Annotated in this window: 21 protein-coding genes and 1 tRNA gene; 4 read left to right on the top strand and 18 right to left on the bottom strand. The window is 58.2% G+C overall.

Going from position 1 to position 25,523, the window contains the following annotated elements; genetic code table 11:
* Positions 1–24: 24 nt before the first annotated feature.
* A protein-coding gene (locus N4R57_15820) for an IS3 family transposase (GenBank protein UYV36462.1) occupies positions 25–1,376 on the top strand; the annotation gives its coding sequence in 2 pieces (ribosomal slippage) (positions 25–361 and positions 361–1,376; 1,353 coding nt in all).
* 358 nt (positions 1,377–1,734) lie between these two features.
* Here the strand turns inward: N4R57_15820 and N4R57_15815 are convergent.
* The 12 genes from N4R57_15815 to N4R57_15760 form a co-directional block, all read right to left on the bottom strand.
* Positions 1,735–2,058 (bottom strand): hypothetical protein, encoded by a 324-nt coding sequence (locus N4R57_15815; GenBank protein UYV36461.1) that lies wholly within the window; start codon positions 2,056–2,058, stop codon positions 1,735–1,737.
* Positions 2,059–2,109: 51 nt separating this feature from the next.
* The gene (locus N4R57_15810; protein ID UYV36460.1) at positions 2,110–2,355 is read right to left on the bottom strand and encodes an AlpA family phage regulatory protein; all 246 of its coding nucleotides are present in this window, start codon (positions 2,353–2,355) and stop codon (positions 2,110–2,112) included.
* 117 nt (positions 2,356–2,472) lie between these two features.
* Entirely contained in the window at positions 2,473–3,222 is a 750-nt protein-coding gene (locus N4R57_15805) for a hypothetical protein (protein UYV36459.1), read from the bottom strand.
* Positions 3,219–4,415, bottom strand: coding sequence for a tyrosine-type recombinase/integrase (locus N4R57_15800; protein ID UYV36458.1), 1,197 nt, complete (start codon positions 4,413–4,415; stop codon positions 3,219–3,221). The genes N4R57_15805 and N4R57_15800 overlap by 4 nt, the downstream gene beginning before the upstream one ends.
* 297 nt (positions 4,416–4,712) lie before the next feature.
* Positions 4,713–7,292, bottom strand: a complete 2,580-nt coding sequence (locus tag N4R57_15795) for a DEAD/DEAH box helicase family protein (GenBank protein ID UYV36457.1) — start codon at positions 7,290–7,292, stop codon at positions 4,713–4,715.
* A gap of 632 nt (positions 7,293–7,924) precedes the next feature.
* Positions 7,925–9,276 (bottom strand): IS3 family transposase gene (locus N4R57_15790; protein ID UYV36456.1). Its coding sequence is split into 2 segments (ribosomal slippage): positions 7,925–8,940 and positions 8,940–9,276, totalling 1,353 coding nucleotides; the frame shifts between segments, so codons are not numbered across the junction.
* Positions 9,277–10,586: 1,310 nt separating this feature from the next.
* Positions 10,587–10,661, bottom strand: a tRNA-Phe gene (locus N4R57_15785).
* Between the two features lie 81 nt (positions 10,662–10,742).
* The gene (locus tag N4R57_15780; protein UYV36455.1) at positions 10,743–10,937 is read right to left on the bottom strand and encodes a DNA gyrase inhibitor YacG; all 195 of its coding nucleotides are present in this window, start codon (positions 10,935–10,937) and stop codon (positions 10,743–10,745) included.
* Positions 10,934–11,956 carry a ribonuclease E/G gene (locus N4R57_15775; GenBank protein ID UYV36454.1) on the bottom strand — a complete coding sequence of 341 codons (1,023 nt, stop codon included), beginning with the start codon at positions 11,954–11,956 and terminating at the stop codon, positions 10,934–10,936. Before N4R57_15775 ends, N4R57_15780 begins: the two co-directional genes overlap by 4 nt.
* Positions 11,953–12,543 (bottom strand): Maf family protein, encoded by a 591-nt coding sequence (locus N4R57_15770; GenBank protein ID UYV36453.1) that lies wholly within the window; start codon positions 12,541–12,543, stop codon positions 11,953–11,955. Before N4R57_15770 ends, N4R57_15775 begins: the two co-directional genes overlap by 4 nt.
* Positions 12,544–12,671: 128 nt before the next feature.
* On the bottom strand, positions 12,672–12,890 hold the full coding sequence (gene infA / locus N4R57_15765; GenBank protein UYV36452.1) for a translation initiation factor IF-1: 219 nt from the start codon (positions 12,888–12,890) through the stop codon (positions 12,672–12,674).
* Positions 12,891–12,973: 83 nt separating this feature from the next.
* Entirely contained in the window at positions 12,974–13,855 is an 882-nt protein-coding gene (locus N4R57_15760; GenBank protein UYV36451.1) for a carbon-nitrogen hydrolase family protein, read from the bottom strand.
* Between the two features lie 265 nt (positions 13,856–14,120).
* Between N4R57_15760 and N4R57_15755 the strand changes: the two genes are divergently transcribed.
* Positions 14,121–16,013, top strand: coding sequence for an acyl-CoA synthetase (locus N4R57_15755; GenBank protein UYV36450.1), 1,893 nt, complete (start codon positions 14,121–14,123; stop codon positions 16,011–16,013).
* Between the two features lie 108 nt (positions 16,014–16,121).
* On the opposite strand, the gene cueR is transcribed toward N4R57_15755, so the two are convergent.
* The 3 genes from cueR to N4R57_15740 all read right to left on the bottom strand — a co-directional run bounded on the left by cueR (position 16,122) and on the right by N4R57_15740 (position 21,012).
* Positions 16,122–16,523 carry a Cu(I)-responsive transcriptional regulator gene (gene cueR, locus N4R57_15750; protein UYV36449.1) on the bottom strand — a complete coding sequence of 134 codons (402 nt, stop codon included), beginning with the start codon at positions 16,521–16,523 and terminating at the stop codon, positions 16,122–16,124.
* A complete protein-coding gene (locus N4R57_15745) occupies positions 16,520–19,012 on the bottom strand; it encodes a heavy metal translocating P-type ATPase (GenBank protein UYV36448.1) in 2,493 nt (830 codons plus the stop codon). The genes cueR and N4R57_15745 overlap by 4 nt, the downstream gene beginning before the upstream one ends.
* A gap of 317 nt (positions 19,013–19,329) precedes the next feature.
* Positions 19,330–21,012 (bottom strand): acyl-CoA/acyl-ACP dehydrogenase, encoded by a 1,683-nt coding sequence (locus N4R57_15740; GenBank protein ID UYV36447.1) that lies wholly within the window; start codon positions 21,010–21,012, stop codon positions 19,330–19,332.
* A gap of 168 nt (positions 21,013–21,180) precedes the next feature.
* Here N4R57_15740 and N4R57_15735 point away from each other — a divergent pair, with 168 nt between their 5' ends.
* Positions 21,181–21,960 (top strand): sulfite exporter TauE/SafE family protein, encoded by a 780-nt coding sequence (locus tag N4R57_15735; GenBank protein ID UYV36446.1) that lies wholly within the window; start codon positions 21,181–21,183, stop codon positions 21,958–21,960.
* A gap of 24 nt (positions 21,961–21,984) precedes the next feature.
* Here N4R57_15735 and N4R57_15730 read toward each other — a convergent pair whose 3' ends face one another.
* The 3 genes from N4R57_15730 to N4R57_15720 form a co-directional block, all read right to left on the bottom strand.
* The gene (locus tag N4R57_15730) at positions 21,985–22,515 is read right to left on the bottom strand and encodes a DUF3859 domain-containing protein (protein UYV36445.1); all 531 of its coding nucleotides are present in this window, start codon (positions 22,513–22,515) and stop codon (positions 21,985–21,987) included.
* Positions 22,516–22,584: 69 nt separating this feature from the next.
* Positions 22,585–23,442, bottom strand: coding sequence for an alpha/beta fold hydrolase (locus tag N4R57_15725; protein UYV36444.1), 858 nt, complete (start codon positions 23,440–23,442; stop codon positions 22,585–22,587).
* Positions 23,443–23,552: 110 nt separating this feature from the next.
* Entirely contained in the window at positions 23,553–24,428 is an 876-nt protein-coding gene (locus tag N4R57_15720; GenBank protein ID UYV36443.1) for a 3-hydroxybutyryl-CoA dehydrogenase, read from the bottom strand.
* Between the two features lie 194 nt (positions 24,429–24,622).
* Here N4R57_15720 and N4R57_15715 point away from each other — a divergent pair, with 194 nt between their 5' ends.
* A complete protein-coding gene (locus N4R57_15715; protein ID UYV36442.1) occupies positions 24,623–25,438 on the top strand; it encodes a DUF6473 family protein in 816 nt (271 codons plus the stop codon).
* Positions 25,439–25,523 lie beyond the last annotated feature (85 nt).

The raw sequence follows: 25,523 nt of genomic DNA, 5'->3' as shown, positions 1-25,523 counted from the left end.
CATCGTAGCCTTTAAGGAGCGAAGATGAACAAGAAGCCCGGAACATCGAAAGGCGCAGCTGACAAGCTGGTCAAAAACATCCGCCGCAAGACCCGCCAGACCTACTCGGCGGAGGAGAAGATCCGCATTGTTTTGGCCGGATTGCGCGGGGAGGAAAGCATCTCGGCGTTATGTCGCCGCGAGGGTATTTCTGACAGCCTGTATTACACTTGGTCGAAGGAATTCCTTGAGGCTGGAAAGCGTCGTCTTTCCGGCGACACGGCGCGTCAAGCGACATCGCCTGAGGTGAAGGAGTTGAGATCTGAGGCCATGGCCCTGAAGGAATGCGTGGCCGACCTCACCTTGGAAAACCGTCTGCTCAAAAAAAGCATGACAGGGGCTGGGGAGTTCGAGGAATGAGGTATCCAGCAACCGAGAAGTTGGAGATCATTCGCACAGTTGAAGGGTCGCATCTGCCAACCAAGAAGACCCTTGATATGCTGGGCATCCCGCGCACCACATTTTACCGATGGTATGACCGATATGTCGAAGGTGGCTTGGATGCCTTGGCAGATCGTTCGCCACGTCCAAAGTCGGTCTGGAACCGCATCCCTGATATCCGCCGTGACGATCTGATCGAGTTTGCGTTGGAGCATGAGGCACTGACCACACGCGAGCTGGCCGTTAAATATACCGATGAGAAGCGATATTTTGTCTCTGAATCATCGGTTTACCGCATCCTGAAAGCCGCTGATCTGATTACTGCGCCGGACTACGTGGTGATCAAGGCCGCCGATGAGTTCACGGACAAGACCACCGCCATCAACCAGATGTGGCAGACTGACTTCACCTACTTCAAGATCATTGGCTGGGGCTGGTATTACCTGTCCACCATCCTCGACGACTACAGCCGCTACATCATCGCCTGGAAGCTCTGCACGAACATGCGGGCCGAGGATGTGACCAGCACGATCGAGCTGGCGCTTCAGGCATCGGGCTGCGACCAGGCCGTGGTCCGACACAAACCCCGTCTGCTCAGCGACAACGGATCCTGTTACATCTCTGGCGATCTGGCCAAATGGCTGGAGGATCAGAAGATGGACCACGTTCGCGGAGCGCCATTCCACCCGCAAACCCAAGGCAAAATAGAACGATGGCATCAGACCATGAAGAACCGTGTTCTGCTGGAGAATTACTACCTGCCCGGTGATCTCGAGCGACAGATCGGGGCCTTCGTCGACTACTACAACAACCAGCGCTACCACGAGAGCCTGAATAACGTCACACCCGCCGACGTCTACTTTGGACGGGACAAAGCCATTCTGAGAGAAAGGGAGAAGATCAAGAAACTGACGATCCGACAACGCCGCTTGCAACATCAAAAACAAGCCGCATAATCAATCACGCAACCGAACCAGAGCCTCCAATGTTCAAGCCGCTCTGATGTCCCATTTTATATGACGACTGACAGGTCGGCCTAGATTGTCTCCTCTGCCGAGCGAGTAGGTGATAGTCCTTGAATCATGCTGTGACACGGTCGTTTTCCCCTGGCACGGCTTCGCCAGGCCTCGTGCGCGATCGGCGCGACGAAGTGTACGAAGCTAGGTTTTTGGATGAGATCGTTCTATTGGGAGTTGACTAATTTGCTCGAAACGATGCTTGCAAGTTTGGCGCTTGAGGTTTCGTGTCGTGCTTTAGCCAAAGTGGGAAAGCGGTGAGACACGAAAAGCGTGCGACCCGCCGGACTTGAAAATGCTAACGCCTGCAAACCACCCCCTCCATTGTCATCTCTCCATGGCACGTGAGAACCGCCAAATAACTCAGTTGCACATGATACCAGAACTGGAAGAACTCGCTCAGATGCGCTGAAACCTGATCGCTGTCATCATGAACGGCACGAAAGGAGGGAGGCGTATCGTGGTTGCTTTGCCATGCAAGAAACCATGGCCAGTTCTCTTCGATTTCCTTAGGAGACGGCATTGGACCCAAAAGAACTGCCTGCTGCGTAAGGTCTGCACGGTGTGCCGCCAGTTCCTCGGGCCGCATGTTGCCAACGATATCATTTGCTAACGTTCTCACGGATTTTCTCCATATCTCAGTGGGTTTCTGGATGTCTTGTTGGGGCCTGGTTTAAGGTTGGATGTCTTCCAATGCTGCTTTCGCGCAATCTTGCACGAAGCAGTCCAACCAGGCTTCGGGCAACGCCGACGCACGGCTCGAAACTTTGAGGAAGGGCGGGAACTTGCGATCGGCAATCATCGCGTAAACCTGCGAACGGCTAAGCCCTGTGCGTTCAAATACTTCTTCCGGTCGCAGCAGGCGACCAGAAGGCGGGCAGTTTTTCCACGGTGTGTCCGTTATCGTTTTGGCGCGCATCGAGTTTCTCCATTCATATCTGGACAGCTTTGACTGCCGCCAGACATGCATGGATCTTGCTGGATTTAGTAAGAAAAGCTCGCGTCTGAAACGCAGCGAACTTTTCCCATGCTTCGATCAACCTGGCTTAAGCATGCTCGCGAACATTCCGGAGTATGAGAGCCAGATCGGTTGCCGAGGCCCTTCGTAGCCATCTGCGCCCAATGGACCTGCGCCCTCGACAGGCATCTTCTCACGACCATTTTGAAGTCCAACGCGGATTGCGTCGCGCGTGGGCGTTCGCCACGGGTTTAGTAACTCTTTGGATTCAAAGCGAGCTTGGCTTGCTAACGCGTCAAGGTCTATTGCTTCACGCGCGCTGTTTATCACGGCCTCAGCAAATTTTACCAACGGCGAGCTATTATCGCCACCGTCATGCCAGATCGTGATCTCCGACTGAAAGGCGGCGTTGAAGAGGCCGATTGCTCGTGGATAGAACGGCGACAAGTCATTAGTGCGACGCTGAATTTTCATCGAATTCAAGTCAGCCTTTGTGTTCAGAAGCCAGAGCGTCACCGCGGCCCTCCAATCTGCCGGTGGCTTCGGTGGGAACAAACCGTGCGAAGGCAACTTCTCGGCCAAGCGCTGGTATGACTGGAAGGCACGCTCCAAGCGATCGATCTCCTTACGTGCACTCCTAGGGTCGCGCGACAAAGAGAGCACAGTAATCTCGGCTACAAGGTGGTTCAGCGCCGCGCAAAAGTGCTCATCTATTATACCGACCTTGAGAGGTGCCTCGGACGCCAGCACGACCTTGGACGCGGTTTCGATCGAGATACCGCGCGTATCCGCGCCTTCGTTCTCCGATGATTTGCCTGCCTCAGTCATACGGCGGCTTGCTCGCGGTAAAGATCCAACTCGTTGGCCCACCATTGCGCCATTTCCACCCGCTCGTCCCAGTGCTCACCGCGTGCGTAAGCCCGGCGCACATCGTTGCCTTCCACGTGGGCAAGCGCTCGCTCGATCGCGTCGGGGTTCCACTTGCCAGACTCGTTGGCCAATGTCGAGAAAGTCGCGCGGAAGCCGTGGGCGGTGACCATGTCCTTGTCGTAGCCCATCCGACGGATGGCCTGGTTGAAGGTGTTTTCCGAAATCGCTTTCTTCCAGTCGCGTGTCGACGGAAACAGCAGTTCACTCTTTTGGCGATACCGCGCAAGGTCTTCCAACCAGCCCACGGCTTGTCGCGGAAGCGGGACACGGTGCGGAAGGCGCATCTTCATCCTTTCTGCTGGAATACGCCAAGTCGCCTCTTCAAAATCGAACTCGTCCCAGCTTGAAAGACGAAGCTCGCCGGGTCTCGGGGCCAAGATAGCCAGGAGTTGCAAACCGATGGCAGTTTTCGGCTCGCCGGAATAGGCATCGATGGCCAGCATCAACGCCCCCAACTCGCGCTTGTCCGTCAATGCAGAGCGGTGCTTTTTCCTCGGGCTGATGAGAGCCCCCTTCAAGGCCTGCGTTGGGTCGGTCGTCGCGCGGCCCGTGGCGATCGCGTAGCGCAGGATCGCACCGATCGTAGATCTCAAACGTCCTGCGGTCTCGAACTTGCCCTCGGCCTCGACCACGCGCAGGCAGGCGAGGATGTCCTGTGTTTCAATATCCTTGACTTCCATGTCACCCAGGCGCGCCTCGGCAAGCGAAATAATCCACCCCAGCTTCTTGAGGGTCTGAGCGGCCCGCCCTTCGCGGCGCAACTTATCGAGATATTCCGCGGCCAGGTCCGAAAAGGAGATGCCTTGCTCGAGAAATTCTTGGCGCTTTCTTCGCTTGCGTTCGATGGACGGATCATACCCTTCGACGAGCAACAGACGCGCATCGTCTCGTTTTTCCCGCGCGAGCTTGAGACCGACCAGCGGATAGCTGCCCAGCGCCAGCAGTTTTTCCTTGCCGTTGAACCGGTACTTAAAGCGCCAAAGCCTTGATCCCGTTGGATTTATCAGCAGGTAGAGGCCATGCGAGTCGGTCGCCTTGAAGGGCTTCTCTCGCGACTTGAGGTTACGGATGGCGACATCGGACAGTGGCACTGAGAAAAACCGGAATCAAATTATACTTACCCCACATTATACCCCCAATTTTTGCCGCTGTCACTGGTTTTCGTTGGACGCCACTGGACTCGGAATCCAACCATTACAATAAGTTGGACGTTACTGGATGGTGCTGGAAGTTAAAGTGGTGCCCGGGGCGGGAATCCATCATTTACCAACCAACTTGAAATTTACGTTCGCACTCGACACCAGTGAATTTGACACGCCCGCGAAGCGATCGTCCATTCTGAGTAGCCTCAGGTAACCTGAGGCTACTCATCCGCACCAGAGGTTTACCTACGCTTTACCCAGTACGTCCGCCGCAATACTCTTAGACCGGGCACCTAAGATCGCAGACATAGACATGCCGTTGTTCTCAAGGGTTTTCGCTGCATCTGCGCGCCAAACCAAATCACCTTCACGAGCCAAAAGGGTCTTCATCTCACGCAGGCAGGCCAGAGCATCTGCTGCCCATTCTTTGAAGTCATCAAGTGACCAGAATGAAACGGAGTTGAGGTGCGGAAATGCTCCGTCATGGGCCTTGGAGATAGGTCCGACAATCACTGGTAATATTTCACATTCTGCTGCAACGTCGACTTTTTCTTTCATCCAGATTGGATGGCTCGCGGCCTGCCGAGCTTTATCCGCGCCAAGGGTGTCTTGCTTAGCACCTACATAGTCTTCAAAGACAATGCCTTTAGTGTTTCCAAGCCACCACGGATCAGGTGCAGCATCTGTCTCTTCGTTGCCAGCCAGAAAGCCTAGCATTTCACCCAGCATTACTTGTGCGCTCTCGAAGTGTTCTTCACGATCTAATCCCTCTAGAATATTCTTCTCAATCTCGGAAAACTTCCTGTCGTGCGCGATCCCAAGCCGTAGAAATTTACTCTCTATTCGCTCAACCTGTAACGAAAGTTCGAAGTCGATTTCGCTTTCAGGTCCATCAAGCTCCCTTTTTGGTAATAGCGTTGACGTCCAAGGAAGGTTGCTAGCGGCCTTAATCGCTGCTCGGTATTGATCTTTAGATATCTCACCCGCATTTGGATCGCCCTGCTCACTAAGCAGATATGCTGCCGAACCCGCGAGATAATGCCACAGAGCACGATACCCCCGCAGTTCTGGACCGGTCAATTTTTCCAGAACTGTTTTGGAATGCCTCAGCGCTTGTTCATAGTCCGATGCCCAGATTGCTTTCTGGTACTTAACTTCACTACGTACGGCATCCGCTAGCTCGCCCGATGCGGGGAAAGGAATCTTTTCCGCAGTCCTTGTTGCTACTACAATATCCTCATCTACGTCACGCCAATCTGCATCGTTTTCGAGAAACACATCGAAATTCTCATTAAAATCGGAAGCCTCAACGTCTATAGATTGGTCAACCCCAAAATCAATTTCAGCCTGCAGTTCAGGTAAGAAGTGACGTCTACGGTTTTTATCGGTCAAATAATCCTGAAGCTCGTCTCCCGAAATCAACACTGCTGAATGATCTTGCAGGCTTCGGGTGCATCGACCAATCGCCTGAAGCACCCGGGTCTGGATACGAGTATTAAGCAGCAGCTCCGCACCCATCTTCTTAGAAACGAATCTCTCTTGAAGATTTGTCGCCTTCGGAAGGTTCTCCACACAGAGCAGACGACATTCATCGTTTGGAAAATCTATTCCATCGTATCGACCAGCCATCACAGCAACAGCTTTTTTAGAGCCCACAAACGCGGCCTTTGAATCCTCAATGTCTTCCGCAGAGAAAACATCATAGCCAATATCTTCGATCTTGCTTTTCGCTTTTGCGGCATCTTTCATGCTAGGCGTCAGAATTACAGCTCGACCCGCTTTTTGAATGAGCTCCAATCGTAAATCTTGTGCTTCCGCATCTTGAAGTGACATACCGGGAAACAAGAAAAAGCGGCGACCCACACTGTCCAAGTTGTGACCGGCTGGAGCAGCGAGTCTAAAGACCTCTTCACGGCCTGTAAGTCTCTCTAAGTCGCCCCCTTCACCTAGCGTCGCAGACATATATATCCGGTGGGAGGCTTTTTCAAAAACGTCCAGAGACCACGTTGGCGGAATAAGCGGTCTTATCAAAATCTCGCCATAAGATAAGTAGATGTGGCACGCAGAAAGATGACCTCGCAACAGCCGCCAAGGGAACACAAGATTTGAATCCTCTGCGTTAACGTCCAACGCCTCAGTCAATGGGTCAATAATCTTAGCGAGGACGGGAGTAGGAATCTTGTCTACCCATCCGACGTCTGCGAATGATTTTACATCTCCGCTTAGGATGGAGTAATCGAGCCGCCCGATGTGCGGCTTTAAAATATTTGCTACCGACTGAAAAAGAGCTTTGTGATTTTTATCAGCGCCATTGATTTCTAAAGACCACATCTTCCCGATATAATTCTCCGCAGCATGTGCGTCATCGATGATGATCGTCTCCGCATCATTAAAGAATGGGTTGATGTTGAATAGGCTTTGATAGGTTGTAACCGCTAGTTTCCGACCCTGTCGATATTCCGCAATGGCACTTGGATCGTAGTTCTTCTTGCTGCCGGTAAAGCCGAGAACGTCCATACCGTACTTGTCTCTGCATTGTTCGACAGTTTGATTTACTAGCTGTCGCGTGGGGCACAAGAATACTACCCTCTCATTGAATTTACGCCTACGCCATTCTCCAATGATCGCTCCTACCAGAGTTTTTCCGCTTCCAGTGGGAAGTTGCAAGGCAACATCTGCCTTGTCTAACGCTTTCTCTACGTACGACTGAATAATAGCTCGCTGATGCGGCATTTCAGAAGGGTACGCTCGTCGAGAGAATGATCTGAATAGGTCAATTGGGTTCTCAAAAATGTCTTGCTTCGATTTGCTTCTTTTAAATGCCATTTCCTGCCCTCAATGCTTTTGCACCCGTCCCTAACGTGCCGCGTGCACAACCTACAAGAGGATAGCCGCTCCATGGCTCGCCGCCCAGAGTAAAGGTGCGAGGATCACCCCATAAAGAGGGGGCTGGTTTACGATACGAACTGTCGGAAACGCAGCTCTTCGGGCTGCTACGGACGTCAAGGGGACGGAGAATCACCCTTGCATTGATGTTCGCGATTCGCTGTTCACCGCGTTGCACCCACGCTGACAACGCTGAGTATGTATGAAATTATTTTTCTTCAGATGTGCACTTTCCCATTCTCGGAGAAAGACGGGCACATATTGCCCAACAACCTTTCCCTCGTTCGATGAACGTTGTGCTTCTTTCCAAGGATCGAGGATGTGCTAAATTATTTTAGCAAAAACAAATACTTGACCAAAATTCGGCTAACATGTTTTGAACCCACTATGGCGTCTCCACGACTTGGAAGTTCGCCACGAAGATTTTTTCTGACCTTTAGGAGGAGCGATTGTGAGGGTTACAATACGAAATCGAGCAAGCTTGCCGCGCAGGTATAGCTGTCAGTCGTCATATAAAATGGGACATCAGAGCGGCTTGAACATTGGAGGCTCTGGTTCGGTTGCGTGATTGATTATGCGGCTTGTTTTTGATGTTGCAAGCGGCGTTGTCGGATCGTCAGTTTCTTGATCTTCTCCCTTTCTCTCAGAATGGCTTTGTCCCGTCCAAAGTAGACGTCGGCGGGTGTGACGTTATTCAGGCTCTCGTGGTAGCGCTGGTTGTTGTAGTAGTCGACGAAGGCCCCGATCTGTCGCTCGAGATCACCGGGCAGGTAGTAATTCTCCAGCAGAACACGGTTCTTCATGGTCTGATGCCATCGTTCTATTTTGCCTTGGGTTTGCGGGTGGAATGGCGCTCCGCGAACGTGGTCCATCTTCTGATCCTCCAGCCATTTGGCCAGATCGCCAGAGATGTAACAGGATCCGTTGTCGCTGAGCAGACGGGGTTTGTGTCGGACCACGGCCTGGTCGCAGCCCGATGCCTGAAGCGCCAGCTCGATCGTGCTGGTCACATCCTCGGCCCGCATGTTCGTGCAGAGCTTCCAGGCGATGATGTAGCGGCTGTAGTCGTCGAGGATGGTGGACAGGTAATACCAGCCCCAGCCAATGATCTTGAAGTAGGTGAAGTCAGTCTGCCACATCTGGTTGATGGCGGTGGTCTTGTCCGTGAACTCATCGGCGGCCTTGATCACCACGTAGTCCGGCGCAGTAATCAGATCAGCGGCTTTCAGGATGCGGTAAACCGATGATTCAGAGACAAAATATCGCTTCTCATCGGTATATTTAACGGCCAGCTCGCGTGTGGTCAGTGCCTCATGCTCCAACGCAAACTCGATCAGATCGTCACGGCGGATATCAGGGATGCGGTTCCAGACCGACTTTGGACGTGGCGAACGATCTGCCAAGGCATCCAAGCCACCTTCGACATATCGGTCATACCATCGGTAAAATGTGGTGCGCGGGATGCCCAGCATATCAAGGGTCTTCTTGGTTGGCAGATGCGACCCTTCAACTGTGCGAATGATCTCCAACTTCTCGGTTGCTGGATACCTCATTCCTCGAACTCCCCAGCCCCTGTCATGCTTTTTTTGAGCAGACGGTTTTCCAAGGTGAGGTCGGCCACGCATTCCTTCAGGGCCATGGCCTCAGATCTCAACTCCTTCACCTCAGGCGATGTCGCTTGACGCGCCGTGTCGCCGGAAAGACGACGCTTTCCAGCCTCAAGGAATTCCTTCGACCAAGTGTAATACAGGCTGTCAGAAATACCCTCGCGGCGACATAACGCCGAGATGCTTTCCTCCCCGCGCAATCCGGCCAAAACAATGCGGATCTTCTCCTCCGCCGAGTAGGTCTGGCGGGTCTTGCGGCGGATGTTTTTGACCAGCTTGTCAGCTGCGCCTTTCGATGTTCCGGGCTTCTTGTTCATCTTCGCTCCTTAAAGGCTACGATGAACCAGAAACCCTCCGTTATTCAAATCCTCATATCTGTCCCATAGGTGCTGACGTCAGACAATTGGTGACCTTGATATTGGCTTCAAGGGCACAATGAGCGCTCAGTTCCTTAAGGATTTGTCGCAGAAGACAAAAAGAGGGCTGGCAGCAAAATTCAGAAGCGGCAAATCTGCTGGAGGTATTTCCTATGGATATGAGAAAACCGTTGAACCCGGCGTGCACAAAATTAACGAGCATGAATCGAAAGTTGTACAGCGTATTTTCCAGATGTACGCAGACGGCTTTTCTCCTCGGATGATTGCCGGACAACTTAATTCAGAGAATATTCCGGGGCCTCGTGGAGGCGTTTGGAACGCCAGCAGCATCAACGGCCACCGCGAACGTGGAGTCGGGATTCTGAGAAACCCGTTGTATATAGGGCGACGGGTATGGGGCAAAACTGAGAAGGTGAGGAATCCCGAGACCGGACGAAAGGTCATTCGCGTAAAATCTGGCGAGAAGCTTGAATATGATGCACCTGAGCTGCGGATCATCGAGCAGGAAATTTGGGAAAAAGTTCAGTCGCGCCTCCCCAACCGTATCAACGCGAAGTACAAGAAGCGCTCTGACCACCTCTTGAGCGGCTTAATGAAATGTGGAGTGTGCGGTTCCTCATACATTTCTATCGGCGGAGGAAAATACACAAAATTTGGATGTAGTGCGCGACGGGAGCGGTCGACCTGTTCGAACCGAAGACTGATCTCACGCTCACTGATAGACAACTGTGTGCTCTATGCCCTGAACGAGCATTTGCTCCAAGCCGACTGCGTAGAGCCTGCAATCAAAGCCTATAATGGGGATCTGAAGCGACACGTGGCAACACTGGACGAAACACGCCCCAAGCTAGAAAAACGGCTAGTTCAGATCAGTGAAGCGCGGCGCAAGTTACTCCTACTTTTGGAAAGAGGAGTTGAACCGGATGCTATCGAAGTCAGACTGTTGGAACTTGATAGCGAGGAACGCACAAAAAGGCGGCAACTTGACGTTGCCCCGGAGCCAATAACGATTGATCCTGAGGAAGGCATGAAACGATACAAAGAAGTAATTAACCAGTTACTTTCAAGCACCCTTGAGGACAATTATGCTTACAAACGGGAAGTCATGACTGCTGTTCGAGAACTGGTCGATGAGGTTATCATCTACCCCAACGAAGACCCGCAAGGCCGTGATGTTGAGCTGAACGGCGATATTGAAGGGCTTTTCCTTCCACCCAGACAGAGTGAAGATCCTCTTGGTATGGAAGCGATGGTGCCCGGGGGCGGAATCGAACCACCGACACGAGGATTTTCAATCCACTGCTCTACCCCTGAGCTACCCGGGCACGGGTCAAGCGGCTGGCCGCTTTGGGTGCAGGCGTTCTAGGCGAGCGGGGGGCGCTGTCCAGAGGGATTGCGAGAAAAAATCAATGTGTTTTCGGCGGCGTCTCTTCGCCCGCGCGCAATAGGGCGTCGTGCGCCTCGGCAATGTCTTCCGGGTCGTTCGATGGCACGGCATAGCCCTCGTTCAGCCATTTCGCCAAATCGAGATCGGCGCAGCGTTTGGAGCAGAACGGGCGATAGGCCTGAACGCTCGCCTTGGAGCAGATCGGACAGCTCACCCCAGCACCTCGTGCAGCGGCAGGCGGGCGCGTTTGCGTTGCAATTCATAGTGACCCAGCGGGGTGAACCCGGCCAGCACTGTATCAACCCCATCAGCCCTCAGCGCCTTGCGCAGGGCGGCTTCGAACCCGCGGCGGTCCTTCTTGGGCATCGGCGCAAGGTCGATCACAATCTGCCCGCCAAGCCCGCGCAGACGCAGCTGACGCGGCAACGCCTGCGCCGTGGCAAGGTTGGCTTTCAAGCCTGCTGCCAGCGAGGTATCGCCGCCGGTGTTCACATCGACTGCGACCAAGGCGCGGGTCGGCTCCACGAACAACGAACCACCGCCGGGCAGGGGACTTTCGGCCTGCTCAAGCGCGGCCAGCGCATCAAGCACGCCACAGTGCTCAAAACCGCCCGCTTCGGTCACCACATCGGCGGGCTCTGACCAGTCGCGCCACGCCATGACATGCGGATTGTCGCCTTGGGACAGCATCGCAGCCTCACCCTCGCGCGCCGAAAACACCTCCTCGGCGAGAGCACGCATCGCGGCGATATCTTCGGCTATCTCGCCATCATCGGCCCCAAAACAGGCCGAGCGCAGGATCAGCCCATAATCACAACCGGCCATTTCCTCTTTGGCGATCACCATAAGCTCGTCGCGCCGGTCATCGTCGCGAATGGCGCGCGAGATGTTGAGCCCCGGAGCATCAGGCGTCACAATCGCATAGCGGCTCTTGAACAGGGCCTTCTCGCTCACAGGCAATGCCTTGCCGTCTTCGGCATAGCCGGTGACCTGCACCAAAAGCGTATCCCCCGGCGCGATCCCCTTGATCTGACGCAGGAAACCCGGCCCGTCGGGCGTGGTTACGATCACGCCGCCTTGGCCCTTCATCGGGCGCTGTGCCACCGCGCGATAGATCGTGCCGGGGCGTGGCGCGTCATAAGCGATCAGGAAGTCTTCCAACCGCCCATCAACCATCAGGGCCGCGGCCTCGCGCCCCTCAAAATGGTCCAGAATGATCTGCCGTCCCTTCATGGTGTCCCCCAAACAGGATAGCCCGCCGCCTGTAACAGCCCTGCGGTTTCGGCCAGCGGCAGGCCGACAACTGCAGTAAACGAGCCGGAAATCCACGGGATCAGCGCCCCGGCTGGTCCCTGTATGCCATAGCCCCCGGCCTTGCCCTGCCAATCGCCGCTGGCGAGATAGCCATCAAGCTCGGCCTCTGACAGGCGTTTCATTTTGACATGGGTCACCACGTCACGCTCCCAAAGCCGCTCACCCCGGCGCAGCGCCACGGCGGTGATCACCCGGTGCCGGCGCCCGGACATCGCCTCCAGAAAAGCGCGCGCCTCGGCGGCGTCCTCGGGCTTGCCCATGATCCGGCGGCCAAGCGCCACGGTGGTATCGGCGCAAAGCACCACATCATCCGCATCCGCGCGCACCGCCGCCACCTTTTCGCGCGCCATACGGGCGCAATAGGGGCGGGGCAACTCGCCTTTATGCGGGGTTTCGTCAATCTCGGGGGGGCGGATATCGTCAGCGACAACGCCAATCTGCGCCAGCAATTCCTTGCGGCGCGGACTTCCCGATCCGAGAATGAGTTTGGGCGAGGTTTCAGCCATCTGTGCTGTTCCCATCGGTCAGGGCACGGTGTCGACTGTGCAGACCATGCAAACTGTGCCGGCTGCCAACACGGGCCGCGTCGCGCCATTGGCAATACCGCTCACCCATGGCGCATAACGCTTTGCGCTTATTTGAAGCGATAGTTGATCCGACCTTTGGTCAAATCATAAGGTGTCATTTCAACTTGCACCTTGTCGCCTGCCAGAACCCGGATACGGTTCTTGCGCATTTTACCTGCCGTGTGTGCGATGATCGTATGGCCGTTTTCCAGCTCGACCAGGAATGTCGCATTCGGCAGGAGTTCCTTTACGACGCCTGGAAATTCGAGCAGTTCTTCCTTGGCCATGGTCTCTCCTTTGCTACACAACCCGCCTCATATCGCGGGCGAGCACTAGATGCGCCCTTTTTAGCAGGTTTTCAAGGGGGTTATCAGCGAAGCGTTACCTTTGCGACCTGCTCGACACGGGGGCGCTGCTCGCCCCAGTGGCTCAGGTTCAAAACCCGGCCATCGGCACGCACATCGCGCACCTTTTGCAGATCAACCTCGCCAAGGGTCCAGCCCGGCACGTCATGCGCACCAAGCGCGATCACACCATCGGCTGGAAACCCTCTGTCCATCGGGCCAAAGATACCGCCGGCGCCGGTGTCTTCCTCAACCGCATAAAGCCGCGGGTCGCCCCCCGTGAGAGAGGCCATCGCCGTCACACACTGCAACTCAAGCGCGCGCGCCATCGTGCCAACCCGCACGCGCCAATACCCCTCCAGCGCCTCGGTGGCCGAGGGGACAAGGATCACCTCCGCCCCCGCATCGGCCAAGGCCTTGCCCAGCAGGGGAAATTCGCTGTCATAACAGATCAGAATGCCGATTTTGCCGAGCGTCGTGTCAAACACTTGCAGCGGCCCGCCGGGGGCGATCTTCCATTCGTCGCGTTCCCACCGCGTCATGATCTGCTTGTCTTGCCAGCCGACCTTGCCGTCGGGGGCGAAGAAACCGGCCCGGTTGACCACGCGCTGATCCTCGCGCACCGGCGCGGACGGGGCAAGGATATGCACGCCATGCGCCTGCGCCAGCTTGGAAAACAGCGCCTCAAACGGGTCCAGCCACTTGCCGATGGCGTCGATCGACCCCTGCGGCGATGTTGCCGCCGCTTCGCCCTCCAATGCGGCCAGCTCGTTCGCGCCGTATTCGGGAAACATCAAAAGATCCGCGCCTTGCTTGACCGCATCGCTCACCCAAGCGGTTATCTTGGCCTCATAAGCCTGCCAATCGGGCAACCAGGTCATGTCATAAGTGGCAGTGGCGAGCTTCATGGCGTGTGTCCTGTAAGAGGGAGGTCGACCATGTCTAAATAGCGCGCATTGCCAAAGCAAGCGGATAGGGGGCGGCGCCCAAATCCAGCTCCCAACGCGGCCCCATATGCGGCCCCGTATGCGGGCAAGGGCGCGCCTTGCAAACTGACGTTACGCAAACCACTGTGAAGAGTCCCTCACTACCCTTGCGTGAGCCGTCATTCCCTTTCAATATACGCGTCAGGGAGAAATAGGCCGCCTCGCGCGGCCGCCGGGGAGGACCAATATGACATTTGCCACGCTGCAAGACAGCCTAGATGTAACCAACGCCATGCCCTACGAGGAGCGTGAGCTGCCCACCACCATCTACGAGATGCTGAGCCAGACCCGCGACAAGTTCGGCTCGCGTCCTGCGGTCAGCTATCAACTGCTGTCCGAACCGGATGCCAAGGCCGAAACCCTGACGTGGAACGAATTCCACGAAAAGGTCTGCCAGACCGCGAACCTGTTCCGCTCGCTCAAAGTGGGCAAAGACGACGTCGTCGCGTTGATCATGCCCAACGCCACCGAAACCACGCTGGCCCTGATCGGCGGCATGGTGGCGGGCATCGTCAACCCGATCAACCCGCTCTTGGAGCCGGAACAGATCGGCGCGATCCTGCGCGAAACCAATGCCAAGGTCGTGGTCACCCTGCGCGCCTTCCCGAAAACCGACATCGCCCAGAAAACCGCCGAAGCGGTGCGCCACGCGCCCAATGTGCACACCATCCTGACGGTCGATCTCAACCGCTACCTCTCCCCGCCCAAAAGCTGGATCGTGCCGCTGGTGCGTCCCAAGGTGCCGGGCAAACATCACGCCGATGTAAAAGACTTCAACGCCGAGATCGCCAAACAGCCCAAGACGCTGACCTTCGAAGACGTCAAGGAAGACCGCGTCGCCGCCTATTTCCATACCGGCGGCACGACGGGCATGCCCAAGGTGGCACAGCACAAGAACTCCGGCATTATCTATCAGGGCTGGATCGGCGACGAACTGCTTTATACCGAAGAAGAAAGCATCATGTGCCCGCTGCCGCTCTTCCACGTATTTGCCTGTCACGTGATCCTGATCGCGGTCATCAAATCCGGCGCGCATGTGGTCTTTCCCACGCCTGCGGGCTATCGCGGCGAAGGCGTGTTCGATAACTTCTGGAAGCTCTGCGAGCGCTGGAAAACCACCTTTATCATCACCGTGCCCACCGCCGTTTCGGCGCTGATGCAAAAGCCGGTGAATGCCGATCTGTCGACCGTGAAAAACGCCTTTTCCGGTTCGGCCCCGATGCCGCTTGAACTGTTCAACCGCTTCACCAAATCGACCGGCATCAACATCATCGAAGGCTACGGCCTGACCGAGGCAACGGTGCTGGTAAGCTGCAACCCCGTCGATGGCGAAAAGAAAATTGGCTCGGTCGGCATTCCCTTCCCCTATACCGATATCCGCATCCTTGCGGATGGCGATAGCGGACCGGTTGAAAAGGCGGTGGATGAGGTGGGCGAGATCTGCGTCTCCAACCCCGGTGTCTTTGACGGCAATACCTATACCGAAGAGGTCAAGAACCGCGATCTCTATCACGAGATCGGCAACCGCAGCTACCTGCGCACGGGTGACCTCGGGCGGCTTGACGCCGATGGCTACCTCTGGATCACGGGCCGCGCCAAGGATCTGATCATTCGCGGCGGTCACAACATCGACCCCGCCGAAATCGAAGACGCGCTCTTGTCGCATTCCGACGTCGCCTTTGCCGGTGCCATCGGTCAGCCCGACGCCCACGCGGGCGAGGTGCCTTGCGTCTATGTCGAACTGATCGAAGGCGCCACCGCCACGGTCGAAGACCTCGACGCCCACGCCCAACGCCACATTCACGAGCGTGCGGCGATTCCGAAACACGTTGAAATCCTTGACGAACTGCCCAAAACGGCGGTCGGCAAAGTGTTCAAACCCGATCTGCGCAAAAGCGCGATCACGCGGGTCTATAACGCCACCTTGGAGAAAAACAACTGCGCGGCGCGCGTCACTTCGGTGATCGACGACAAGAAACGCGGGTTGGTGGCGCAGGTCACAGCCAACGGTGCCTCGTCAGAAGAGATCGGAAAATCGCTCAGCGCCTTCACCCGGCCTTGGGAACCCGCCGAAGCCTAAGCGCTTTCACGCGGCAAACACGCAAAACAAAGCCCGCTCCGGTGTTGATCCGGGGCGGGTTTTTTCATGTCGAACGGCGCAGGGAGGGGCAGGGGCGGGGAAGGCGCGCTACCCCCGCCCAACCTCCGGCGCGGATAGATCGTTCAGGATCGGGCAATCGGGCCTGTCATCGCCCGCGCAATGCGCCACCAGATGCGACAGCGTCTCCTGCATCTGGCGCAGCTCCGCGATCTTGACCTCGATCACGCCCAAATGGTCGCGCGCAATGGCCTTCACATCCGCCGACGCCCGCCCGTTATCTTCATAAAGCGCCAGCAACGCGCGGCAATCCTCGATCGAAAACCCAAGCCCACGCGCCCGCCCGAGAAAGCGCAGCTTGTGCAGATCACTGTCGCGAAACCGGCGGTATCCATTGGCCGCCCTCTGTGGCGTCACCAACCCGATATCCTCGTAATAGCGGATGGTTTTCGCCGGAAGCCCGCTCGCCTCGGCGACATCACCGATGTTCATGGCGTGGCCTCCTTCATCAGCGGTGCCAATCGGCGCAACCGCAACGCGTTGCTCACCACAAAGACCGAGCTTAACGCCATCGCCCCCGCGCCCAGCATCGGCGAAAGCTGCACCCCAAACGCCGGGTAAAGCACCCCCGCCGCCACCGGGATCAACGCCGCGTTATAGGCGAAGGCCCAAAACAGGTTCTGACGGATGTTGCGCATCGTTGCGCGTGACGCGCCAATCGCGTTGACCACCCCGGCCAGATCGCCGCGCATCAACACCACGTCGGCGGCCTCAACCGCCACATCCGTGCCGGTGCCAATCGCCAAGCCGACATCGGCATGCGCCAGCGCTGGCGCATCATTGATCCCGTCACCGACAAACGCCAGCGTCCCATCACGCCCGCGCAGCCTGTCCAGAGCATTGACCTTATCCTCGGGCAGACAGTCGGCCTCGACGATATCAATACCGGCGTCCTTTGCGATGGCCTCGGCGGTGGCGCGGGTGTCGCCGGTGATCATCGCGATTGTCACGCCCATGTCGTGCAAGGCCCGGATCGCCGCCTTGGTCGTCGGCTTCAACGGGTCCGCCACCGCGACAAGAGCGGCCAACTGTCCGTTGATCGCGGCGAAAAGCGGGGTTTTACCGGCGTCTGCCATTGCCTTGGCCCGCTCGGTCATCGCGCCGGTCTTGATGCCCTCGCGCGCCATCAACCGCGCGGCGCCGATCATCACGGCGGTGCCTGCCACGTCGCCGCGCACGCCAAATCCTGTCTCGGCCTGAAACCCTGTCACCGCGGGCAACGCGCCGCATTCATCTTGCGCTGCCGCCTCGATCGCCCGCGCAATCGGATGCTCCGATTGCCCCTCAACCGCCCCGATCAGGCGCAAAACCTCGCCCCGCTCAAACCCCGCCACCAGCTCGAAATCGGTTAGTGTCGGGCGCCCCTCGGTCAGCGTTCCGGTCTTGTCAAACCCCACGATCCCAACCCCTTGCAGCGCCTGCAACGCGTCGCCCTTGCGAAACAACACACCCATTTCTGCCGCGCGCCCGGTCCCCACCATGATCGAGGTCGGCGTCGCCAGCCCCATCGCGCAGGGGCAGGCGATGATCAACACCGCCACCCCCGCCACCAGCGCATGGCTGAGCGCGGGCGCGGGGCCAAAGACCAGCCACACCAAAACCGTCACCGCCGCCAGCGCCATGACCCCGGGCACAAACCAAAGCGTGATCCGGTCAACCAACCCCTGAATCGGCAGCTTGGCCGCCTGCGCCTCCTCCACTATGCGCACGATCCGCGCCAAGGTGGTGTCGCGCCCCACGGCTGTGGCACGGAAAACCAGCGCCCCGTTGCCGTTGATCGTGCCGCCGGTCACGCTGTCACCCTCGGCCTTCGCCACCGGCACAGGCTCGCCGCTGATCATGCTCTCATCAACATGGCTTTGTCCGCTGGCAATTATGCCATCCACAGGCACCCGCGCCCCGGGGCGCAGCACAACAATGTCGCCCGCCTCGACCTCGCTCGCGGCAATCTCCTGATCCTGCCCGCCATTTTCCCCGCCATCCTGCCCGCCCCGGCGCACAATCGCCGTCTTGGGTGACAAATCCACCAACCGCGCAATCGCCGCCCCCGTGCGGCCTTTCGCGCGCGCCTCAAGAAACCGCCCCAAAAGGATCAAAACAACAATCACCGCCGCCGCTTCGTAATAAACGGCCCGGCTCCCTGCCGGCAAAACACCCGGCAGAAAGGTCGCCACCACGGAAAAGAGATACGCCGCCGCCGTGCCCATCGCGACAAGGCTGTTCATATCCGGCGCCCCGCGCAACAACGCGGGCACCCCATGGGCATAAAACCTCCGCCCCGGCCCAACCAAAACCAGCGTGACCAGCACGAATTGCGCCACCCAGCTCACCTGCTGCCCGACCGTGGCCGCGATCCAATGATGCAGCGGCGCAAACAGATGCCCGCCCATCTCAACAAGAAACACAGGCAGGGTCAGCACCGCCGCGATCCACAAATCCCGCTTCAGCCCCGTAGCCTCCGCCTCCTTGCGCTCCGCTATGCCGCCATCCCCGCGCCCTTCGCGCAACGTCGCGGGATAGCCCGCGGCTCCCGCCGCTGCCCGCAAGTCCTCAACCGTTGCCGCGCCCTCAAGAAACCCAACCGTCGCGGTTTCGCTGGCAAGGTTCACAGCCACATCGCGAACCCCCTCGACCGCGCCCAACGCCGTCTCAACCCGCCCCACGCATGAGGCACAGTTCATCCCCTCGATCTCAAAAACAACGCGCGCCTCCCGCGCCGGATACCCCGCCTCGCGCAACGCCGTGACAATCTCGCCCGCCCCGGCCGGTTCCGCAAATTGAACCATCGCACTCTGCGTGGCCAGATTGACAGCAACCCGCTCAACCCCCTCAACGCGCTCCAACGCCTTGGTCGCGCGCCCCACACAAGAGGCACAGCTCAAATTCGCGATCGAAAGCTTCATATCCCTGAGGGCGGTCATCACAGCAGTCCTTTGAATTGTCCGCTTCTCAGATAGGGCTTCCCCTCACTGGAAGGTCAAGCCCCGCCGCAGCATATTTCGCGTGCCCCCTAACAACAGCCCAAAACCGCAGCGGGCCCGAAGCCCACCACGCCCATGCTTCATCTGACTGTAAATATCCCGGGGGGTGTGGGGGCTGGCCCCCCACCTGCTACAGTGGTTTGGGGGGCTGCCCCCATTTATCACTGCGGTTTGGAGGCTTGCCCCATTAATAACAGCGGTGTGGAGGCTGCCCCCCACGCCTCAAACCGCGCAGGCCAAGCCCCGCCCGCCAAGGCTTACCCCAGCAAACGCCGCGTAATCACCTGCGCCTGAATTTCCGCAGCACCTTCGAAAATGTTCAAAATCCGCGCATCACACAAGATCCGCGAGATTTTGTACTCCAGCGCGAAACCGTTGCCGCCATGGATCTGCAACGCATTGTCCGCCGCCGCCCAGGCCACGCGCGCGCCCAAAAGCTTCGCCATCCCGGCCTCAAGGTCACAGCGCTGCCCGTGGTCTTTCTCCCACGCGCTGAAATAGGTCAGCTGCCGCGCCACCATGATCTCAACCGCCATCATAGCCAGCTTGCTCGACACCCGTGGAAAATCAATCAACGACTTGCCGAACTGCTTGCGATCTTGGGCGTATTGCATCCCCTGATCCAACGCCGATTGCGCCACGCCAATCGCCCGCGCGGCGGTCTGGATACGCGCCGCCTCAAAGGTCTTCATCAGCTGCTTAAAGCCCTGACCCTCGACGCCCCCCAAAAGGTTCTCGCCCTTGACGTGGAAATTGTCGAAACCAAGCTCGTATTCCTTCATCCCGCGATAGCCGAGAACCTCGATCTCGCCGCCCGACATGCCCTCGGTGGGGAAGGGGGCCGCATCGTCGCCCGGCGTCTTTTCGGCCAGAAACATGCTCAACCCGCGATGGTCGGTGGTCTCCGGGTCGGTCCGCGCCAGCAAGGTCATCACATGGGTGCGTGCCGCATGGGTGATCCATGTCTTATTGCCGGTGACGCGGTAATCATCGCCGTCTTTCACAGCCCGCGTGCGCAACGCGCCTAGGTCCGAGCCGGTGTTGGGTTCGGTAAACACGGCGGTCGGCAGGATCTCGGCACTGGCAATCTTGGGCAGCCAATGTTCCTTCTGCGCGTCGGTGCCGCCGCCCTCGATCAACTCGGCCGCAATCTCCGAGCGGGTGCCAAGCGAGCCAACGCCGATATAGCCACGGCTCAACTCTTCGCTCACCACCACCATCGACGCCTTGGACAGGCCAAGCCCGCCGTATTCCTCGGGGATCGTCAGGCCAAAGACACCCATCTCGGCCAGTTCCTCGATCACCTCCATCGGGATCAATTCGTCGTTGAGATGCCAGTCATGGGCAAAAGGCTCCACCTTTTCAACGGCATAGCGGCGGAACTGCTCGCGGATCATCTCCAGCTCTTCGTCCAGCCCGGTCGCGCCCACGGTGATCTCCGCGCTGCGCTCCTGCATCAACGCGACAAGCGCTGTGCGCGCGTGCTGCGTGTTGCCGCGTGCCATCAATGTCTGCACTTCGGCGCATTGAAAGCCGCTTAGAGCGTCCCAGCCAAGGCCCATCTCCTGAAGGCGCACAACCTCGCCTTGGTTCATCGGGATGCCGCCCGCGATCTGGTGCAGGTATTCACCGAATGCGATCTGGTGGATAAGCTGTTCAACCTCGCCGAACTTGCCGTCTTCTTTGACCTTTTCGGCCCATTTCTGCATCTGGCGCAGCGCCTCAACATAGGTGGCAAGCCATGCCACACCATGCGCCGCACCTTGGTTCGCCTCCAAAAGCTTGGCCGAAACCCGCCCGTCCTCGCTTACCGTTTCGCGCAGCTTGGCCAACGCTTTTTCCAAAACGGCTTCACTCGGCGCAACCGCCGCCGCCGTCAGGCTCAGAAGATCGGGAAGAAGGATGTCTGTCATGGCGGGTCCGCTCATATCTTTGGGCATGAATCAGTCTCTCTTGCGTGTCACCCGGAGGGTTTAGTCATTTTGCAGGTGCAGCGCAACATTAATGCTGCAAAGCGGCGTGATATTTTTCATTTCTTGCGCGGCGTTCAAAAACGGGCTGGAATTTTGCGGCTGCGTCGGCCCGCAACACCGACTACACATCTGCCCATGGACGCACTTCTTACCCTGCTCTCGCCCGGTCTCTCGCTCGACGCCTTGGTGTTTTGCTTTGCGATCACCCTGTTCGCCGGTCTGGTCAAAGGGGTGGTCGGCTTTGCCATGCCGATGATCATGATCTCCCTGTTGGGAAGCGTGATCGCCCCGGAACTGGCGCTGGCCGGGCTGATCATACCAACCGTGCTCGCCAACAGCTGGCAGGCCCTGCGCCAAGGCCCGGCCGAGGCATTGCGCTCGATCCTCGATTTCCGCCTGTTCATGATCGTGGGCGGCATCGCCCTCGCGCTTTCGGCGCAAATGGTGCGGGTGATCCCGGTGCCGGTGATGCTTATCCTGATCGGCGCACCGGTGGTGTTCTTTACGACGCTGCAACTCTTTGGCTGGCGTCCAACCGTGCTGAAATCCTCGCGCCGGAGCGAGGCGGGCACAGCCCTCGTCGCCGGGGCGATGGGCGGGTTTTCCGGCACATGGGGCCCACCCACGGTGCTCTATCTCACCGCCCTCGGCACGCCCAAGCGCGATTCCGTACGCATCCAAGGCGTGCTCTACGGGCTCGGCTCGGTGGTGCTTTTGCTGGCCCATATCGGCTCTGGCGTCATGCGTTGGGAGACATTCCCCTTCTCCGTCGCGCTCTGCCTTCCAGCGCTTGCGGGCATGGCACTCGGCTTTGCGATACAGGACCGGATTGATCAAACCCTGTTCCGTCGCGCCACGATGGTGGTGCTGATCATCGCCGGGCTCAACCTGATCCGTCGCGGGCTGATGGGGTAGGGGGCGCTCCCGCTGCTCCTGTCGTTACGAAACCGGCGTATAGCCCGAACATTGCGACAGGACATCTGCCGCCGCCTCCGGCGCAACCACGTCAAAGCTTTTGCGCAAAACGACCTCCCCCGCCTGCACCACTTCCAACACCCAAAGCCCAAGGATCAACTCTTCGGGATAGTCAAAAGCGAACCGGTTCAACGACGGCCCCGCACCGCTAAGCTGTGTGGTCCAGCGTTCGGTGATCCGCTCACCGGGCCGACCCGTGGGGTGGGTGACGCGAAACTCGACCGCCGTGTTGCTCTGCTCCTCCGCCAGCCGGATCGACACGCCGAACGACAGCCCAAGAGCGGCAGGCACCCGCGTTGTCTGCACCGTGGCTGTGGTGTCCGCTTCGGTCACCTGAATATAGCCCAACACCGTGCCCGGCGCCGCCAGCTTCTGCTTTGGCCCCTCGATCCCGCAGTAGACACCGTAACTGTCCAAAATATACGTCGGCGCAATAAGGTCCTGCGCCATCGCTGCGCCACTGATCAACCCACTGATCAACATGGCAACACTCATCGAAAAAACCGCTTCACCGCAAACCCCCGCACGTTTCGTATCCCCAGCATACCGCGCCAAGCGGCGGTTTCAAACCGCGCTGTCAATCCCGACCATCGCAGGCCACAGTGCCGCGTTACGCTTGGCGAACATGGCAAGATGCCCAACCTTGCCCAGCCCATAGGCCTTGGGGTCCAGAACCACATGCGTTTGCGCGGCCTCTGGATAAAACATGGCCAGCTTTTCAACCACATGCGGCGGGATCATCTCGTCATCGAGCGGCGATACTGTGCGCAACTCCGCCGTCAACGCGCTGGCATCATGAGCGGGCAGGCTCTTGTCCGCCAAATGAAACCCCCGCGTCGTGCACCAGCGTTTCCACTGTCGGAACACCGGCCCCGGCACATCCGCACCCAAGCCCGAAAACCGCCCCGGCAAATAGCTGGTTGTGGCCAATAACGCGGGCCCCAAAGCAAACCAGAAGAACCGCGCCGAGGCCTGATAAGGCCACGGATGGTCCGAATGGTGAATCGGCCCTGAGCACACCGCAATCACCCGCGCGATCCGCTCCAGCCCAGTTTGATAGCCAAGCATGAACCCGCCAAGGCTATGCCCGATCACCCAGAGCGGCAGGCCCGGTCGGTCCTCACTCAGCCAATCTCGCGCCGCCTGCTGGTCGTGAATGCCCCAGTCGGCCATGCTCAAGCGCACGTCCTGGATCGGCCCCCGGGCCGAGGCGCCAAAGCCGCGATAATCGTAGGTGAGACAGGAAATGCCCTGATCCGTCAGCCACGTGGCAAAATGGCGGTAATATCTCTGCGGCACGCCCGTCGCCGGGTTTAACACCGCCACCGTGGTCGCCTTGGGCGAACGGTAATACAGCGCCTCAATCGGGCCGCCACCGGTCTCAATGGTGATGTGGTCTGCGGTGATGTGGTCTGCGTCCATACTGACAAGCTAACCGCAGAGCACCTCGGCGGGTAAAGCCTGACCCCACGGCACTGAACGCCGCGTCACGTGTCCGCCTTCCGCTTCGCAACGCCCCCGTTAACAGCGCCTTAGCGCGTCGGCACGGGCGCATCACCGCGATAGTCGTAAAACCCACGGCCCGTCTTCTTGCCCAGCCAGCCAGCCTCGACATATTTCGTCAACAGCGGGCAGGGGCGGTATTTCGTATCCGCCAAACCGTCATGCAACACATGCATGATCGCCAGACAGGTATCGAGCCCGATAAAATCACCCAGCTCAAGCGGCCCCATCGGATGGTTTGCACCCAGCTTCATCGCGTTGTCGATCGACGCCACATTGCCCACCCCTTCATAAAGCGCATAACACGCCTCGTTGATCATCGGGATCAGGATGCGGTTAACGATGAACGCGGGATAATCCTCGGCGCTCGCCGCAGTCTTGCCCAGCCGTTCGACCACCGCGAAACAGGCGTCATAAGTCGGCTGGTCCGTCGCAATTCCACGGATCAACTCGACCAGCTTCATCAGCGGCACGGGGTTCATAAAATGGAACCCCATGAATTTTTCCGGCCGATCCGTCCGGCTTGCCAGCCGGGTAATCGAAATCGACGACGTGTTCGAGGTCAGGATCGTATGCTCGGCCAGATGCGGCACCAACCCCTCAAGGATCTTGTTCTTGATCGCCTCATTCTCGGTCGCGCTTTCAATCACCAGATCGCTGGTGCCCAGCTCGGGCAGATCCTGCGTCGGCTTGATCCGCTTCAACCCGGCCATCATCTCTTCGTCGGTGATCAGCCCGCGCCCGGCTTGGCGGCCCATGTTTCTCTCGATCCGCCCGGTCGCCGCCTCAAGCGCCTCGCTGCTGACATCGTTGAGCAGCACATCATACCCCGCCAGCGCCATCACATGAGCAATCCCGTTGCCCATTTGCCCCGCTCCGATTACGCCGACTTTCTTGATGTCCATGCTTTTGCCCCATGCCTTCTGGTCGGGTTGAGAATAGGCACGGCTCGCCGCCCACCGCAAGTCCTAGCCCCCAGCCAACCGGCCCCGCGCGCCTCCGCTGATCGCTAAAAAACGCGATGAATTCGCGCATTAGCCTTTCTGTAAGGGGTTTCTGCGATTCTCCGCGCCGGGTGAGAAATTATTTGGTGGGTGTAATGACCTTTGAGAACTTGGGGAGCGGGCTCCTTGACTATAACCCGTGCCGATATGGTGACAGCAAACTGGTGTTTCGCGGACCTCTGCGCAAGCTTGACGAAGGGTATCTAACCTTCATCGGAGGGACAGAAACCTACGGCAAATTCATCGCCGATCCTTTTCCGGCTCTGGTCGAAACCGCGCTGGGAAAGCCTTGCGTGAATTTCGGACAGCCAAACGCCGGGGTCGATGTTTTTCTGAATGATGAAATTGTGCTTTCTATCGCGGCCAAGGCCAGCACCACGGTGGTGCAGGTCATGGGGGCGCATAACCTGACCAACCGGTTCTATTCGGTGCATCCGCGCCGCAATGACAGGTTTCTGCGTGCCTCGGCCCTGATGCGCTCGGTGTTTCGTGATGTGGATTTTACCGACTTCCACTTTACGCGCCATATGCTGGCCAGTCTGGCCGCCATCGCGCCAGAGCGGTTTGCGCTGATCATTCAAGAGGTGCAGCAGGCCTGGCTGGCGCGGATGGAGTTTCTTTTGTCCAAGCTCGGCTCAGACGTCATATTGCTCTGGCTTGCGGATCACACGCCTGAAAAGGCAACCGACCTGACCAAGGTCCGCGATGATCCCTTCGCGGTTGAACGCTGGATGATCGAACGGTTGCGCCCGCGCGTGCGCGACGTGGTCGAGGTGGTGGCAAGCCCCAAGGCCCTCGCGCGTGGGGTCAAGGGCATGGTCTTTTCGGAATTCGAATCCCCGGCGGCACAGGGCATGCTTGGCCCCGCCGCCCATGACGAAACCGCGCTGGCATTGCTTGGCAAGCTTTAAGCCATGTGAACAGGCGCTGCCGCCAACACGGCCAACCCCTTCACGAACAGCCAACAAAAAAGAGGCCCGCCAAAACCGGCGGGCC

Source organism: Rhodobacteraceae bacterium D3-12 (assembly GCA_025916135.1).
Lineage (GTDB): Bacteria > Pseudomonadota > Alphaproteobacteria > Rhodobacterales > Rhodobacteraceae > JAKGBX01.
The sequence above is the reverse complement of the archived record's forward strand: the minus strand, read 5'-3'. Positions and strand labels throughout refer to the sequence as shown.